At 67.3% G+C, this 13,875-nt stretch carries 9 protein-coding genes and 1 tRNA gene; 2 read left to right on the top strand and 8 right to left on the bottom strand.

From position 1 onward, the window contains the following. Nucleotides 1-3: 3 nt before the first annotated feature. Entirely contained in the window at nt 4-3,444 is a 3,441-nt protein-coding gene (gene putA, locus E4191_RS21130) for a bifunctional proline dehydrogenase/L-glutamate gamma-semialdehyde dehydrogenase PutA (protein ID WP_139616317.1), read from the top strand. Between the two features lie 77 nt (nt 3,445-3,521). After that, nucleotides 3,522-3,617 (top strand) — tRNA-Sec (locus tag E4191_RS21135). 55 nt (nt 3,618-3,672) lie between these two features. On the opposite strand, the gene E4191_RS21140 is transcribed toward E4191_RS21135, so the two are convergent. From E4191_RS21140 to E4191_RS21175, 8 genes are all read right to left on the bottom strand, one after another. Continuing rightward, nucleotides 3,673-3,930 (bottom strand): hypothetical protein, encoded by a 258-nt coding sequence (locus tag E4191_RS21140; RefSeq protein ID WP_139616318.1) that lies wholly within the window; start codon nt 3,928-3,930, stop codon nt 3,673-3,675. Nucleotides 3,931-4,122: 192 nt separating this feature from the next. After that, nucleotides 4,123-5,325 (bottom strand): SGNH/GDSL hydrolase family protein, encoded by a 1,203-nt coding sequence (locus E4191_RS21145; RefSeq protein ID WP_139616319.1) that lies wholly within the window; start codon nt 5,323-5,325, stop codon nt 4,123-4,125. A gap of 16 nt (nt 5,326-5,341) precedes the next feature. Then, nucleotides 5,342-6,016 (bottom strand): hypothetical protein, encoded by a 675-nt coding sequence (locus E4191_RS21150; RefSeq protein WP_176562842.1) that lies wholly within the window; start codon nt 6,014-6,016, stop codon nt 5,342-5,344. Between the two features lie 79 nt (nt 6,017-6,095). Continuing rightward, nucleotides 6,096-7,162 (bottom strand): IS630 family transposase gene (locus tag E4191_RS21155; RefSeq protein WP_135314351.1). Its coding sequence is split into 2 segments (ribosomal slippage): nt 6,096-6,676 and nt 6,676-7,162, totalling 1,068 coding nucleotides; the frame shifts between segments, so codons are not numbered across the junction. Nucleotides 7,163-7,715: 553 nt separating this feature from the next. Then, on the bottom strand, nt 7,716-9,065 hold the full coding sequence (locus E4191_RS21160; RefSeq protein WP_139616320.1) for a glycosyltransferase: 1,350 nt from the start codon (nt 9,063-9,065) through the stop codon (nt 7,716-7,718). Next, nucleotides 9,062-10,642 (bottom strand): hypothetical protein, encoded by a 1,581-nt coding sequence (locus E4191_RS21165; RefSeq protein ID WP_139616321.1) that lies wholly within the window; start codon nt 10,640-10,642, stop codon nt 9,062-9,064. Before E4191_RS21165 ends, E4191_RS21160 begins: the two co-directional genes overlap by 4 nt. Before the next feature lie 20 nt (nt 10,643-10,662). Then, the gene (locus E4191_RS21170; RefSeq protein ID WP_139616322.1) at nt 10,663-11,220 is read right to left on the bottom strand and encodes a hypothetical protein; all 558 of its coding nucleotides are present in this window, start codon (nt 11,218-11,220) and stop codon (nt 10,663-10,665) included. An 11-nt stretch (nt 11,221-11,231) separates the two neighbouring features. Continuing rightward, the gene (locus E4191_RS21175; protein WP_139616323.1) at nt 11,232-13,874 is read right to left on the bottom strand and encodes a glycosyltransferase; all 2,643 of its coding nucleotides are present in this window, start codon (nt 13,872-13,874) and stop codon (nt 11,232-11,234) included. Nucleotide 13,875 lies beyond the last annotated feature (1 nt).

Here is a 13,875-nt window from a genome sequence, read left to right on the forward strand (position 1 = left end):
GCCATGCACGATCTCGATTCGACCGCCAAGTTCCAGCCCGAAGGCCCCCTTCTGGACCGCCTGATCCGGGATGCCGCGCTGCCCGCCGACATCCGCGCCCGCATCAGCGCGCGCGCCGCCACTCTGATCCGCCGCATCCGCAGCGAATCGAAGCCCACGATGATGGAGCTGATGCTGGCCGAATACGGCCTTTCCACCCGCGAGGGCGTGGCGCTGATGTGCCTGGCCGAGGCGATGCTGCGCGTCCCCGACCGCGCCACCATCGACGCGCTGATCGAGGACAAGATCGCGCCCTCGGACTGGGGCCGCCATCTGGGCGACAGCTCGTCCAGCATGGTCAATGCCTCCACCTGGGCGCTGATGCTGACGGGCCGCGTGCTGGACGACAACCAGCCGGGACTGGCGGGCACCCTGCGCGGCGCGATCCGACGGCTTGGCGAGCCTGTGATCCGCACCGCCGTCACCCGCGCCATGCGCGAGATGGGGCGGCAGTTCGTGCTGGGCCAGACCATCGATGCCGCGCTGGACCGCGCCCGCGGGCAGGAAGCCAAGGGCTATACCTACAGCTACGACATGCTGGGCGAGGCCGCGATGACCGCCCATGACGCCGACCGCTACGCGCAGGAATACCGCAAGGCGATCACCGCCATCGCGGGCGCCTGCACCCATGGCTCGGTCGCCAAGAACCCCGGCATCTCGATCAAGCTGTCGGCCCTGCACCCCCGCTACGAGGTGGCGCAGGAGGCCCGCGTGATGGCCGAACTGGTCCCCGTGGTCCGCGACCTGGCCCGCCAGGCCCGCGCCGCGAACATGGGCCTGAACATCGACGCCGAGGAACAGGACCGCCTGGCCCTGTCGCTGAAGGTGATCGCCGCCGTGCTTCCCGACCCGCAGCTGGCCGGATGGGACGGCTTCGGCGTGGTCGTGCAGGCCTATGGCAAGCGCGCGGGCGCCATGATCGACGCGCTGCACGCAGTGGCCACCCAGCACGACCGCCGCATCATGCTGCGGCTGGTCAAGGGCGCCTATTGGGACACCGAGATGAAGCGCGCGCAGGTCGAGGGGCTGCCCGACTTCCCGCTCTTCACCTCCAAGACGGCCACCGATGTCAGCTATGTCGCGCTGGCGAAGAAGCTTTTGGCCATGACCGACCGGATCTATCCGCAATTCGCCACCCACAACGCCCATTCGGTGGCCGCCGTCCTCGAGCTGGCCGGCAATCCCGGCCCCGCCGCCCCGTTCGAGTTCCAGCGCCTGCACGGCATGGGCGAACGCCTGCACGACATCGTGCTCAAGGACCACGGCACCGCCTGCCGCATCTACGCCCCCGTCGGCGCGCATCAGGACCTTCTGGCCTATCTGGTCCGCCGGCTGCTGGAAAACGGCGCCAATTCCAGCTTCGTCAACCAGATCGTCGATGACGAGGTCGCCCCCGAGGACATCGCCCGCGACCCCTTCGCCGCCCTGGCCGAGGCCCACGCCCCCGAGGCCCTGCTGCCCCCCCACGCCCTCTACGGCGCGGGCCGCACCAACTCCCAAGGCTTCGACCTGACCGCCGAAGACATCCTCGCCCGGATCTTCGCCGCCCGCGACACCCGTCCCGAAGACGCCACTCCCCTCCTTCATCTTGGCGAAAATATCCCGGGGGGCCCGGGGGGCTGGCCCCCCGGCGATGCGGCGACGCAAGCGATCACCAACCCCGCCACCGGCGAACCCATCGCGCAGGTCACGAACGCCGAAGACACCACCGTCGCCCAGGCCATCACGAATGCCCGCCCCTGGACCGCCCCCGCGCCCGAGCGCGCCGCGATCCTGCGCCGCGCCGCCGATCTCTACGAGGTCGAGTTCGGCCCGATCTTCGGCATCCTCGCGCGCGAGGCCGGCAAGACGCTGAACGACGCGGTGGCGGAACTGCGCGAGGCGGTGGACTTCCTGCGCTACTATGCCGTCCAGGGCGAGGGCGACACGCGCGCCCCGCGCGGGATCATCGCCGCGATCAGCCCGTGGAACTTCCCGCTGGCGATCTTCACCGGCCAGATCGCCGCCGCGCTGATGGCCGGGAATGCCGTCTTGGCAAAGCCCGCCGAACAGACGCCCCTGATCGCGGCCCATGCCGTGCGCCTGCTGCACCGGGCGGGGGTGCCCGCCCATGCCCTGCAGCTCCTGCCCGGAGAGGGCGGCACGGTCGGCGCGGCGCTGACCCGGGACGCGCGCATCAAGGGCGTGGTCTTCACCGGCGGCACCGACACCGCGCGGCTGATCGCCGCCAGCATGGCCGATCACATGGCCCCGGGCACGCCGCTGATCGCCGAGACCGGCGGGCTGAACGCGATGATCGTGGACAGCACGGCCCTGCCCGAGCAGGCGGTGCGCGACATCATGGCCTCCAGCTTCCGCTCGGCCGGGCAGCGCTGCTCGGCGCTGCGCTGCCTCTACGTGCAGGAGGACGTGGCCCCCCACCTGATCGCGATGATCCAAGGGGCGATGGGCCAGCTGCGCGTGGGCGATCCCTGGGACCTGTCCACCGATGTGGGCCCGGTGATCGATGCCAACGCGCAGGCGGGCATCCTCGACTATCTCGCCACGCACCAGGGCCGCATCCTGCATCAGGTCGCGGCCCCCGGAACCGGCCATTTCGTCCCCCCCACCCTGCTGCGCGTCACGGGCATCGAGGATCTGGACCGCGAGATCTTCGGCCCCGTCCTCCATGTCGCGACCTACCGCGCCCGCGACCTGGACAAGGTCGTCGCGGCGATCAATGCGCGCGGCTACGGGCTGACCTTCGGGCTGCACACCCGCATCGACAGCCGCGTGCAGGAGGTGACCCAGGCCATCCACGCGGGCAACATCTACGTGAACCGCAACCAGGTCGGCGCCACGGTCGGCAGCCAGCCCTTCGGCGGCGAGGGGCTGTCGGGCACCGGCCCCAAGGCGGGCGGGCCGCTCTACCTGCCGCGCTTCTTCGCGCCCGAGCCCGCACAGCCCGGCACCGCCTGGACCACCGCCGACACGCCCGCCCGCCTGGCGCAGGCGCTTGGCGCGCCGCCCGCCGCCCCCGCGCCCACCGAGACGCTGATGCCCGGCCCCACCGGAGAGCTGAACCGGTTGCAGACCCTGTCCCGGGGTCCCGTCCTCTGCCTCGGCCCCGGCCCGGCGGCGGTGGCAGCACAGGTCGCGGCGGTGACCCGGGGCAAGGGCCAGCCCGTCGCTGCCCAAGGCGGCCTCGACGCTGCGCAGGTGGCCGGGCTGCCCGATCTGGCGGGCGTCCTCTGGTGGGGCGACGAGGTCACCGGCCGCGCCTTGGCGCAGGCGCTGGCCGACCGCCCCGGCCCCTTGGTCGCGCTGATCACCGCCCTGCCCGACCGCGCGCATCTCTGCCACGAGCGGCATCTCTGCGTCGACACCACCGCCGCCGGGGGCAATGCCGCCCTGCTGGCCGGCTGACGCGTCATCCCGCCACCCTTGTCATCGCAGCGCCCCCGGTCCATCAACAGGACCGGGGGCGCGTGCGTTCTTGGTGCGGAAGGGATTCGTCCCCGGTGGGGCGGCCGGACTTCAACTCCGGTTGGGGCAGCGAGCCTGTCCCGGGTGGGTTCGACTCCCATTCCCTTCCGCCAGTCTTCCGACCGCGATCAGGCATGGTCCGAAGGCGCGATCGCGTCAAAGGTCAACTCAGCACTGAGCGACCGGCTCCGCCAACCCCGCCAGATCCAGCCCCCGCGCCGTCGGCGGCTGCCAGGTCGGAGAGCTGCCCGTCGCCCCCTGGATGTTCGTCCCCAGCTGAGACCCCCCGGTCCCCCCGCTCCACCCCGTCGTCCCGGTATTCTCGGGCGCGGTCGCATCCTCGGAGGGATCGGGCTGGTTCGCCGGCTCCGCCATGGTGTCGGCGGCAGGGCAGGTGCCGGCCTCGCTGAGACGGTCTTGGCTCACTGCTGGTACGGGAGTCTCGCTCCTTGTGACCTGAGCTTGCACGCTGCCCACAAGCCCTGCAACGATGAATGGGCATGAAACCAACACCCTGCGGAAAAAACCCTTTGTCATCGCGTGCCTCACTTTTTGAAAGAAACCGAACGTGAGGTCGCCTGCCTCAGTTCCCGTCGCCCATTTTGCAGGCTTGAGTTTTCACGTCGCGATCACCTTCGGTAGATCAAGACGAGGATCCTCAAGTTCAGAGGTGACATCAACCAACCTGACATTCGACATTCGCCCTGTGTAGAGAATTGCGCAAATGGGCAGTCGCTGCTGCGGCCGGACAGGTTTGCGCGTCCCGATCTGGCGAAGCTGCCGAACCTCTACGCCTTGCGGTGCAGTCCCGGTCATATCATACCGGCGTTTACCTTCGGCTTTTGGCAATCCGGTGAAACTCAGCATAGACAAGAGAAAGCGGTATTTCGGTTCGGCCATTCCGGGCTGCAAACTATCGGTCTGATACCAGTCATCGTCCACCTTGATATAGCAATTACAGATATCTTCGGTACAGACGTAGCGAACAGCCAGCAACGCCCCATCCTCTATGTCAAAGGATAAAACTGCTTTTCCAAGATCAGCCCCAGTCTCGTTGTACATATGATTATGGAAGGTTTGGAGCGTGGCACCAGCCAGAGAGGACGGGTTGAGCATCTGAGCTGAAGCCCAATTCCGATCGTCTAAGGCCCCCGGCAGTTGCTGCCGCACGGATGGTTTCTTCACATGGTCCGCGATCTTTTGGGCGACAAGTTCGGCAGCCAGCGTCGTAAACACAGGTCTTTGATAATGAGCGAAATCGCTGTAGACGCCGGATACGTCATGAATATCTCGGCCAAAACGTTGCATCAGGTTGGCATTCACGTCCACCACCGGAAGGTCATAGTAATGCGCGAGGTAGTGCATGCCTCCGTGAAGGACATTGACAGCGTTGCGATGGACACCAGTCTTTGTTGCGAAAATTACGGGAACTACAACAATAGCTGGATTGACCGTACGGGCGAAGCGAATGGCACCTTCCATAGCCTGACACCAAGTTTCGAACCCTGCCATATCTCGGGAAAACAAGCTGGTATCATTCAGCGTATACTCGACGAGAAGAAGATCAGCGCTTTCGAGAAGATTCCTATTATCGAGAAGATTCAACAGACCCATCTGTATGGTCGTATTGCCAATCGCGAGATTGGCCGACATGTTTAGATTTATCCCATGATGCAAAAGGCACTCTGGAAGCTGGGTCAACCATCCGGGACGCATGACGGTGTTGGAACCACCGATTGCCAAAGCTGTCATCTGTCTCATCTGGCACCCGCAAAAAATAGCGCCGCAGGGCTGCGGCAAAAGCAAAATGGTGGCGCCCAAAGGCGCCACCTTATTGTTATTCGGCTGAGACAGGCTCGGGCTTGGCATCCACCGGTGCAGGATTCGCCAAATTTTCCAGATATGCTACGGGCTTCAACTTAGCACCCCGCAGGAACTCCAAGTACCGACCGACCTTCATTTTGCGATGCGCGTCATAGGCAGCACCGTCGAACTTAATGGCCTCTTTCAGAGAGGTTCGCGTGATCGGGAAAGTCAGATCGGCTGCACGAAGGAAGGGCACGCCGGTCTCGCGGCACATCTCTTCGGTGCGGGTATCGATGGTCACGGTGCAAGCCATGCGCTCGGCTTGGATGCCGAGTTGCGCACCGTGGAAGCGCGGGCCGATCAGCAAGTCATGGCGGCGCAATTCGTCCATCCACGCGGTCACGTCATAGTAGGACCGTGCATAGTTCAGCGCCCACTGCTTGAACTCGTCCATCGTGTAATGAGGAACGGTGTGCTTGTGGATGCGGTCCAGCTTGTCCGGTTCGATCCCATCAAAATCCCCGCGCGAAATACGGATCATCGCGCCCATCGACTGCACGATGTAGCAACCCGGAAACTGCGGATCCATCATCAGCGAGATCAACTGCTGCTCGATCTTGCGCGTATCACGCCAGCTTTCGTGCCCACCCGCTACGGCAACCCGACGCGGCAGCGGACTGGATGCCCATTGTTTGGCGATCCGCATGCCAAGGTCCGGGTTTGGATTCATAAAATGGGACGGGCATCCACCTGCGACCGTCTCGACACCAGTAATACCAACGGCCCTAAGCACTGACCCCTTTTGCGTATTCACGCGTGGCAATCGATCGGACGCGCTCGGGGTCGTTTGCGAAGGCGTTCCATGCGCTGCAGCATCGGTCGACAATGTCTGCGTAGGTGTCAAAGACGGTGATGGCGAGGCAGTTTGCGCGCAGATAGGCCCAGATGTTCTCAACCGGATTCAGCTCTGGCGCATAGGGCGGAAGCGTCACGATGGTGATGTTGTCGGGGATGCGCAGAGCGCTGGAGTTATGCCAGCCGGCGCCGTCCATCACGAGCACGGCATGGGCGCCCGACGCGACGGTTTTCGCGATTTCAGCGAGATGAGCGTTCATGGCCGAGGTATCGGCACGTGGCATGACAAGTGCCGCGGTCGTGGCGCGCGATGGACAGACGGCGCCGAAGATATAGGCCCATTTGTAGCGGGTGTCGCGCGGCGCACGAGGCCGGGTTCCGCACTCGGCCCAGGTCCGGGTGAGCGTCCCCTGTTGACCTACGCGTGCTTCATCCTGAAACCACACCTCCAATGGCTTCCCGTGCGCCGTCTCCGGCAGGGCGGCCTTTACCGTAGCGGCAAAGTTTTTTTAAATGCCTCCTGTGCCAACGGGTCGGATTTGGGGTGCTGTGGGCGCACTGAAAGGCGGCGGAAGCCAAGGGCTGCCAGCTGCTTGCCGACCGTCCGCTCGTGCATGACCACGCCGAAGCGATCTTCGATCTTGCGCTTGAGATCGACGCAGCGCCAGCGGACCACCCCATCGGCCTCAAGGTCAGGCCCTTCACGGACCATCCGGGCAAGTTCCGCTTTCTGCTCAGAGTTCAGGAGCGGCGTCGGGCCTGCCCAATACCGGTTCGACAGACCGGTGATCCCCTCGGCGTTGTAGCGATGAACCCAATCGCGCAGGGTCTGCCGGTCCATGCCGCAGGCCTCCGCCGCCGTCTTGCGATCCGCGCCCTCCAGAACAAGAGCGATCGCCAAAATCCGCCGCACCGCTTTTGCATCCTTTGTGCGCGCCGCCGCCGCCCGAAGCTCACTTGTCGACATATCCGTTCGAGTGATCTCAATCGCCATCAGAACCTCCATCTCTTGATGGCAATGATTCAGATTTTCAGGTCGAAGGGAATCCCGTGAGTCAGAGCTTAGGGCTGTTGGTATAAGCTTGTGGATCTGCTCGGTCGTATACGGACCACGGGTATAGATGTTCTGGATACCATGACGGCGCCCGTTCTCGATCAGCGCGTCCAGCCAGGCACGCGTACCGTCGGAGAGTTCAACATCAGCGCCAAACTCACGCGATTGCGCGCCCAAACCGATGGCAATGACCGGGACAGTCACCTCGGAAACGTTCTTCGCCAGACCACCGAGATCAGTGTGCTTACCCAGCTGATTGGCGCAGGGAATGACGACGATGTCGCACTTTTCGCTCAGAACGGCTCCCTTGGTGTGCCAAGGAAAATATTGGATCGTGCCATCCAGCTGGGTCTTGACCGCATGGACGAAGGCCAAGTTTCCGTTGTTGTGCCCCACCTTGCGATAGAGCGTTTCGAAATCCGAAGTTGCGTACATTCCGCAATCCGGGCTTTCCCAAAGCAGGCCGATTCTCATATTTTGTTCCTTTTAGGGTTCTTCAGTCAACACGCGCTGGACGGCGCCGCTCAGGATGCCGCCTTGCTTCTTCTGTCCCACACGCCACCCGCCATTCCTCCATGAACCCCGCCATATCCAGCGGCGGGGCGATCAGGGCGATGTGCTGGGCCAGGATCTCGGGGCGGTCGTGGACCGACAGGATCGCTGAGGCGAGGGCGTCGGGGTCTCCGACGGGGAACTGGACGCCCCATCCGGCGGTCTTCTCGGCCATCCCGCCGATATCCGAGGCGATCATCGGCGTGCCCGCGGCGCGGGCCTCCTGAATGACCACCGGGGAATTCTCCCACCAGACCGAGGGGATCACGATCCAGCCGAAGCGGCGCATGATCGCGATGCAGTCCTGGGGCCGGTAGCGGCCGCGGAAGCGCACCCAATCGGGCGGCGTCAGCGCGGGCCAGAGCGCGGCGAACCCCTCGGCGGTAACGCCGTAGATCTCCAGCGAGATCGGCGCCAGCGGGGCGGTCGGCACCGCCGCCCTTGGCGCGGACCGGGCCGACGCCTTGGCGGGTGCGGCGACGGGCGGGGCCACGTCCTGCGCGCGCATCTGGGCGTCGATCTCCTGCGTGGCGCGGATCAGCACGTCCAGACCCTTGGTCGGCGTCGCCTGCCCGAAGAAGGCGAAGCGGCGCGACCGGCGGGTCAGGTCGGCCTGGGACTGCACCGGGGGCGCGTCGCCTTGGTCCAGCCCGTTCTCGATCACGCCCACCCGGCCCGGCGCGGTGCCCCAGGCCTCGAAGCGGTCGGCCATGAACTGGCTGGGCGACAGCAGCACGTCGAACAGGTCCAGCATGCCCGCCATGCGCGCGCGGCGCAGCATGAAGTCGGCGGGCGAGCGCTTGAGGCAGGCCGCGCAGGCCACGTCAGACGCGGCATGGCACAGCTCGCCGCTGGTCTTCACCATCTGGCCGTGATTGGCGCAGATCGCGGTCATCTCGTGCAGGGTGCAGATCATCTGCGCCTGCGGGCGGGCGGCGCGCAACCGGCGCAGGGTACCCGCGCCGATGTTCCAGAAATGGTGGAAGTGATAGACGTCCCCCTCCAGCGCCAGCAGGAAGTCCAAGAGCCAGTCCTCGGTCTCGATCCGGGGATGCTCCATCACGAAGGCGTCCATCCCCAGACCGCGCAGGCAGAAGTCGCGGTCCGAGAAGGACAGCACCCGCTGCGCCGGGCCGAAGAAACGCGCGCCATCCTCGGGGCCGATGGTCGAGCCCACGAAATACACGTCCTCGCCGCCCGCCAGCATGTGCTGGAACTGGCGATGAGCCGCGACCTCGCCGCCGCCATAGCGCAGCGCCGGATGCGAATGAGAGATGATCACCGTGCGGGTCATCGCGCGTCCTCCTGCACCAGACGGGCCGAGAGCGCGTCGAAATCATGCCCGGTCAGGCTGTCGAACAGCGGCGCGGCGAAGGGCCCCTGATCGCCCGCGTGAAAGCCGGTGGGATCGGCGGGCAGGATCTCCAGCCGCCCCGCCGCGTCCATCTGCGCGGCCAGTTGCCGGAAGGCCGACTCGGGCACCAGCGCATCGCCCAGGAGCGGCGCCAGCGCGGGCAGCAGCCGGGCGGCATCGCCCCAGCACAGGAAGGCCGGGCGATCGGTGCCGAAGCGTGCGGCGATCCGCCCTGCGCCGCCGGGCAGGCTGGCCAGCACGTCCAGCGCCAGCACCTGCAAGTCGTGACCCGGCACCTCGCCCCGGACGGGCAGCCGCCCCGCCAGATGGAACAGGACCGAGCTGCGGGCATAGACCAGCAGCGCCGGGCCCTGCGCCGCCACCGGAGGCTGCGGTGTGCAGGCGACGATCCGCACGGGCTGCGGACATTCGCGCGCCGCCCCGGCGATGGCGTCGCGCAGGTCGGGCGTCAGCGTCGTGCGCAGCAGGTGCAGGTCGATGCCGCGCCCGGTGGCCTGCGCCACGCGGCGCAGCACGTCGCGCAGATCGGGCGCGGCCAGGTCATGATCCAGGATCAGCAGCAGGGACGCGTCGCCCGGCAAAGGCGGGCTGTCGGGAAGGACGAGGGCGGGCGCGCCGGGGGCGACCAGCGTGGCGCGGTGCAGCGCATCGGCGCCCTCGGGATCCTCCTGCCACAGCCGGGCCTCGACCAGCAGCCGGGCGATCTGCGGCGCGGCCACCTGGGTCAGCGGATGAATAACACCTAACTCCGCCAGCTGCCCCGGCAGCATGACCAGCAGCCGCGCCGCGCCGCTGGCCGGGCTAGCGAAGCGGAAGGCCGCCAGCCAGCCGTCGCGGCCGCCATAGACGTAGCGGTCGGCATAGGCGGCCAGATCGGTGCGCGCCACCGCGCCCTGAGCCATGGTGACCCGCGCCAGCTGCCGGTCGTCGAAGGCCAGCGCGTGCAGTGCCCCTTGGGTCGCCGCGGTGGGCAGAAACCAGCCCGAGGCGACCCCCTGCCCTGCCCCGGCCACCTGACCCAGATCCACGCTCAGCGCATGGGTCTCGGCCTCGGCGGGCAGCGCCCGGGCGGCACGGATGCGGGTGATGACCGGACCCGACAGCGCCCGGTCGGGCATCGGCACCGCGCCCTCGGCCATCAGGCGCAGCAGCGCGAAGAAGGCCTCGTCGACGCCGATCTCGACCATGCTGCGCGCGTCCGAGGACAGGCGCGCGCCGCCGATGCGGGAATGCTCGGCACCCACGGCCAGGAAGATGTCCTCGGAGGGATCGTTCAGCGCGTCGGGATGATCCGACAGATCGAAGACCGCCAGATAGCCAAAGGGCTCCAGCGAGCGCAGATCGCGCCGCGCGAAGCGGACCAGATGCGCGGGCGGCAACGAGGCTGATCCCGCATGGATCATCAGCGCCGGACGTGGGTTCTGGCTCCAACCGGCGGCCACGACCCGGCCACCGGGGCAGGAAAAGCAGAAATCGACGTGCAGTTTCAGGTCCAAGTCGGGCCCCTTCCGGGAGGTCAGATCAGCGTCATTGCCAGCTTGCGGATGGTGAAGCGCACCGGCGGCTGGCGCAGGTGAATGACGATGCGGCGGTTGGCGACATCATCGGCCGCTTCGGGCAGCTCCAGCTTGCAAACGGTGGCGCGGTCGTTGCCCAGCAGCCATTCGGTCTGCAGGCTGTCGCGGATCGTGCCGGCATCGGTGAAGTCGCGCAGGAAGACGTCAGCCACGGTCGGCGTTGGGAAGGCCACATCGGCATCCAGGTAGCAGCCACAGGGATCCATGGACGAGACCAGCCCCTCCATGGTCATCCAGGTCGCGCCGGAATTGCGGAACTCCAGCCCGTCGCCCTCCGGGGTCATCGAGAACTCGCCCCGGGTATCTTGCGGGATGCAGATGCCGAAGCGCGGCGACAGGGTGTTGTAGCCCTCGGTCAGCAAGGCCTTGGGACGTCCGTCCAGCAGGGCTGCGGCCTCACCGGTCAGCACCAGCCTGCGGCCCTGCAGGGCGATCAGCAGGTTGGCGGCCATCTGGAAATTCCGGACCGCGCTGTCGTGGATGGTCTGCGGCATCATCTACTCCGTCTTCAGGAAAATACGTATCTGGGGCGGACCGCATCGGCCGGGGCCGGTGCGGGAAACTCGGGCAGCCGCTGGTCCAGCCAGTCGCGCAGACCTTCGGTGGCCTGGACCCAGGTGCGGCTGGTCTCGGCGGCGGCCTGGGCCATGGCGGCCAGCCGGGCGCGGTCGCCGTCCAGCATCAGGATGCGGGCGACCATCTGTTCGGCGCAGTCCACTTGCGGGACGACAAAGCCGTTATGGCCGTCCTCGATCGCCTCGCGCACGGCCCCCGCCTCGGCCACGATCGGCACCACGCCGCAGCGTTGCGCCTCCAGCACCGACAGCGGCAGCCCTTCGTAGAGCGAAGGCAGGATCAGGATGTCGGTCTGGCCAAGCAGCTCGGAGATCGCCGCCGGGCCGCGCACCGCGCCCAGAAAGCGCGTCTCGGTGGGCCAGCTGAGCGTGGCGCCATCCTCCTCGACGATGGCGCGCCCGGCGACCGACAGGGTGATGCGCGGCGCCTGGTCGGACAGCGCATGGGCGACGGCGCAGACGCGGTCGATGCCCTTCTGCTTGTCCAGCCGGCCCAGAAACAGCACGCGCAGCGGCTGGCGGCGGGTCCGGGCGGTGGCGCGCGCGGCGGTCATGAACCCCTGCTCGGCCCGCGACATGGGATAGCCCGGCGCATTGACCACCGGCATCAGCTTCTCGCGCGGCACGCCATTGGCATGCATCCAGCCCAGCAGCCCCTCCGAGCAGGTCAGGAACAGATCGTAGGCCTGCTCGTAGGCCAAGGCGAGTTGCGGAGGCCCGTAGCCACGACCATAGGTGGAGCGTTCGACCAGATGCTCGTGGTCGATCATCAGCACGCCCCGGCGGCGCAGCCGGTCGGCGACCTTGTGCAGGGCGGCGGAATGGGCGTTGATGACCGCATCCATCCCTCCCAGCAGCCCCATCAGGTCGGCGCCTTCGGCCCCCTGCCCCCATCGGGGTTCGGCGGTGCCCAGGAACTCCTCGCCGCTCCAGTCCAGCGCGTCGCCGTCGGGCTGCCAGGTGATGGTGGTGAAGGGCTCCAGCGACCAGGCGTCGGTGTCGATGGGCCGGTCGCTGAGGACGACCAGATGCAGCCGGTGACCGGCGGCGACCAGCTCGCGCGCGATGCTGGCTGCCACGCGTTCCACGCCGCCGATGTTGAAGATCGGCAGCACCATGGCGATGTCGTGCTTGCCCGGCGCGCGCAGCAGCGGGAAGGTCACCCCGCCATTGACCGCGTTCCTGGGGATCTGCACGGTGCGGTCGCGGCTGATCGCGGCGCCGGGATGGCGCCAGCCCCACCCGGTCTGCAGCGCGCCCAGATAGGGGCTGCGCAGCAACGCCAGCATGGTCCCGCGCAGCACCTCGCCCGCCGCCGCCCCGCCGGCCAGCCCGCCCACCTGCCCGGGCGCGCGCAGCGTCCAGCTGGAGACGTCCTCCTGCGTGGGCACCAGGTCCAGCTTGCGCAGCCGGTCCTCGGCCCCGCGCCGCACCCAATCCTGGGCGGTGGACAGGCGCAGGCAGATCGCGTCGGGCACGCGGTCGGGATTGCCGCTGTCGGTGGCGATGTCATGGCCACCGGACGGATGGCGGTCCAGAAACAGCAGGTCCAGATCGTGCGGGTTGCGCAGCGCCCGGCGCTCGAAATTCCACAGCACCCCGTGCAGCAGCCGCGCCTCGCGCAGATAGTCCTCGACCCCCTCGCGCAGGAAGATCATGTAGGCGGGCGCGTGGTTGGCATGCGGATCGGCCATCGCGGCCAGCACCATCCGCTCGAACTCGGGCGTGGCGACCGGGGTCTGGTGATCGGGGTCGACGCAGGTCGAGACCTGGCGCCCCTCGCCCGTGATCAGGGCAAAGCGCGGAAAGCTGGCGGCCTCCAGCGCGACCAGCGCGGCCGGGTTGAACAGCCACGCATGCTTGTGGCGCAGGAAGCGGCGCAGGTCCTGGTCGACCTCGTGGGAATGGCTCAGCATGCTGGCCGGGCGCTTGCGATACAAAAGCAGAGGCCGTCGCGCAGACCGCCCGGTGAAACCCGCCTTGGCCGCCTGCAGCCAGAAATCCCAGTCCTCGTAGCCCTGCCGCATCTCCTCGTCGAAGCGCAGGCCCGCATCGAAGACCCGGCGCCGGATCAGGCTGCCCGCGTCGCACTGGTTGGCCTCGGCCTGCAGCAGCGGGCTGAAGGCGGGCTCGGTGCGATAGTTGCCGGCCTGCCCGAAAAAGTCGAACTCGGGATAGAACCAGTCCTGATCGCGATGCGTCTCCAGCAGATGGCGCATGGTCAGCCCGGCCCGCTCGGCCAGCAGGTTGTCGCTGTCCAGAAGGAAGATCGCGTCCAGCCCCGGATCCATCCGCAGCGCCGCCTCGATGCCGCGGTTGCGCGCCGAAGACAGCCCGCCATTGGCATGGTGCAGCACCAGCATCTGCGACCCCATCCGTGCCTGCCAGTCGTCCAGGCATTGCCGCGTCTCGGCATAGGCACAGCCGTCGTTCACCACCACCAGCCGCAGGATCACGCCCTCGGCCATCTCGCGGCGGACCGAGGCGATGGCGTCGTCCAGCAGCACCGGATGTCCCTTGACCGGGATGACCACGGTGACCTGCGGGGGCACCAGACGGATCGGGCTGTGCTGCATC

It is taken from the genome of Paracoccus liaowanqingii (assembly GCF_004683865.2).
Lineage (GTDB): Bacteria > Pseudomonadota > Alphaproteobacteria > Rhodobacterales > Rhodobacteraceae > Paracoccus > Paracoccus liaowanqingii.

Coding starts and splice junctions, on each gene's coding strand:
- E4191_RS21160 (WP_139616320.1), bottom strand. CDS start 9,065: ATGACCCGCACGGTGATCATCTCTCATTCGCATCCGGCGCTGCGCTAT.
- E4191_RS21150 (WP_176562842.1), bottom strand. CDS start 6,016: ATGCGGATCGCCAAACAATGGGCATCCAGTCCGCTGCCGCGTCGGGTT.
- E4191_RS21175 (WP_139616323.1), bottom strand. CDS start 13,874: ATGCAGCACAGCCCGATCCGTCTGGTGCCCCCGCAGGTCACCGTGGTC.
- putA (WP_139616317.1), top strand. CDS start 4: ATGCACGATCTCGATTCGACCGCCAAGTTCCAGCCCGAAGGCCCCCTT.
- E4191_RS21170 (WP_139616322.1), bottom strand. CDS start 11,220: ATGATGCCGCAGACCATCCACGACAGCGCGGTCCGGAATTTCCAGATG.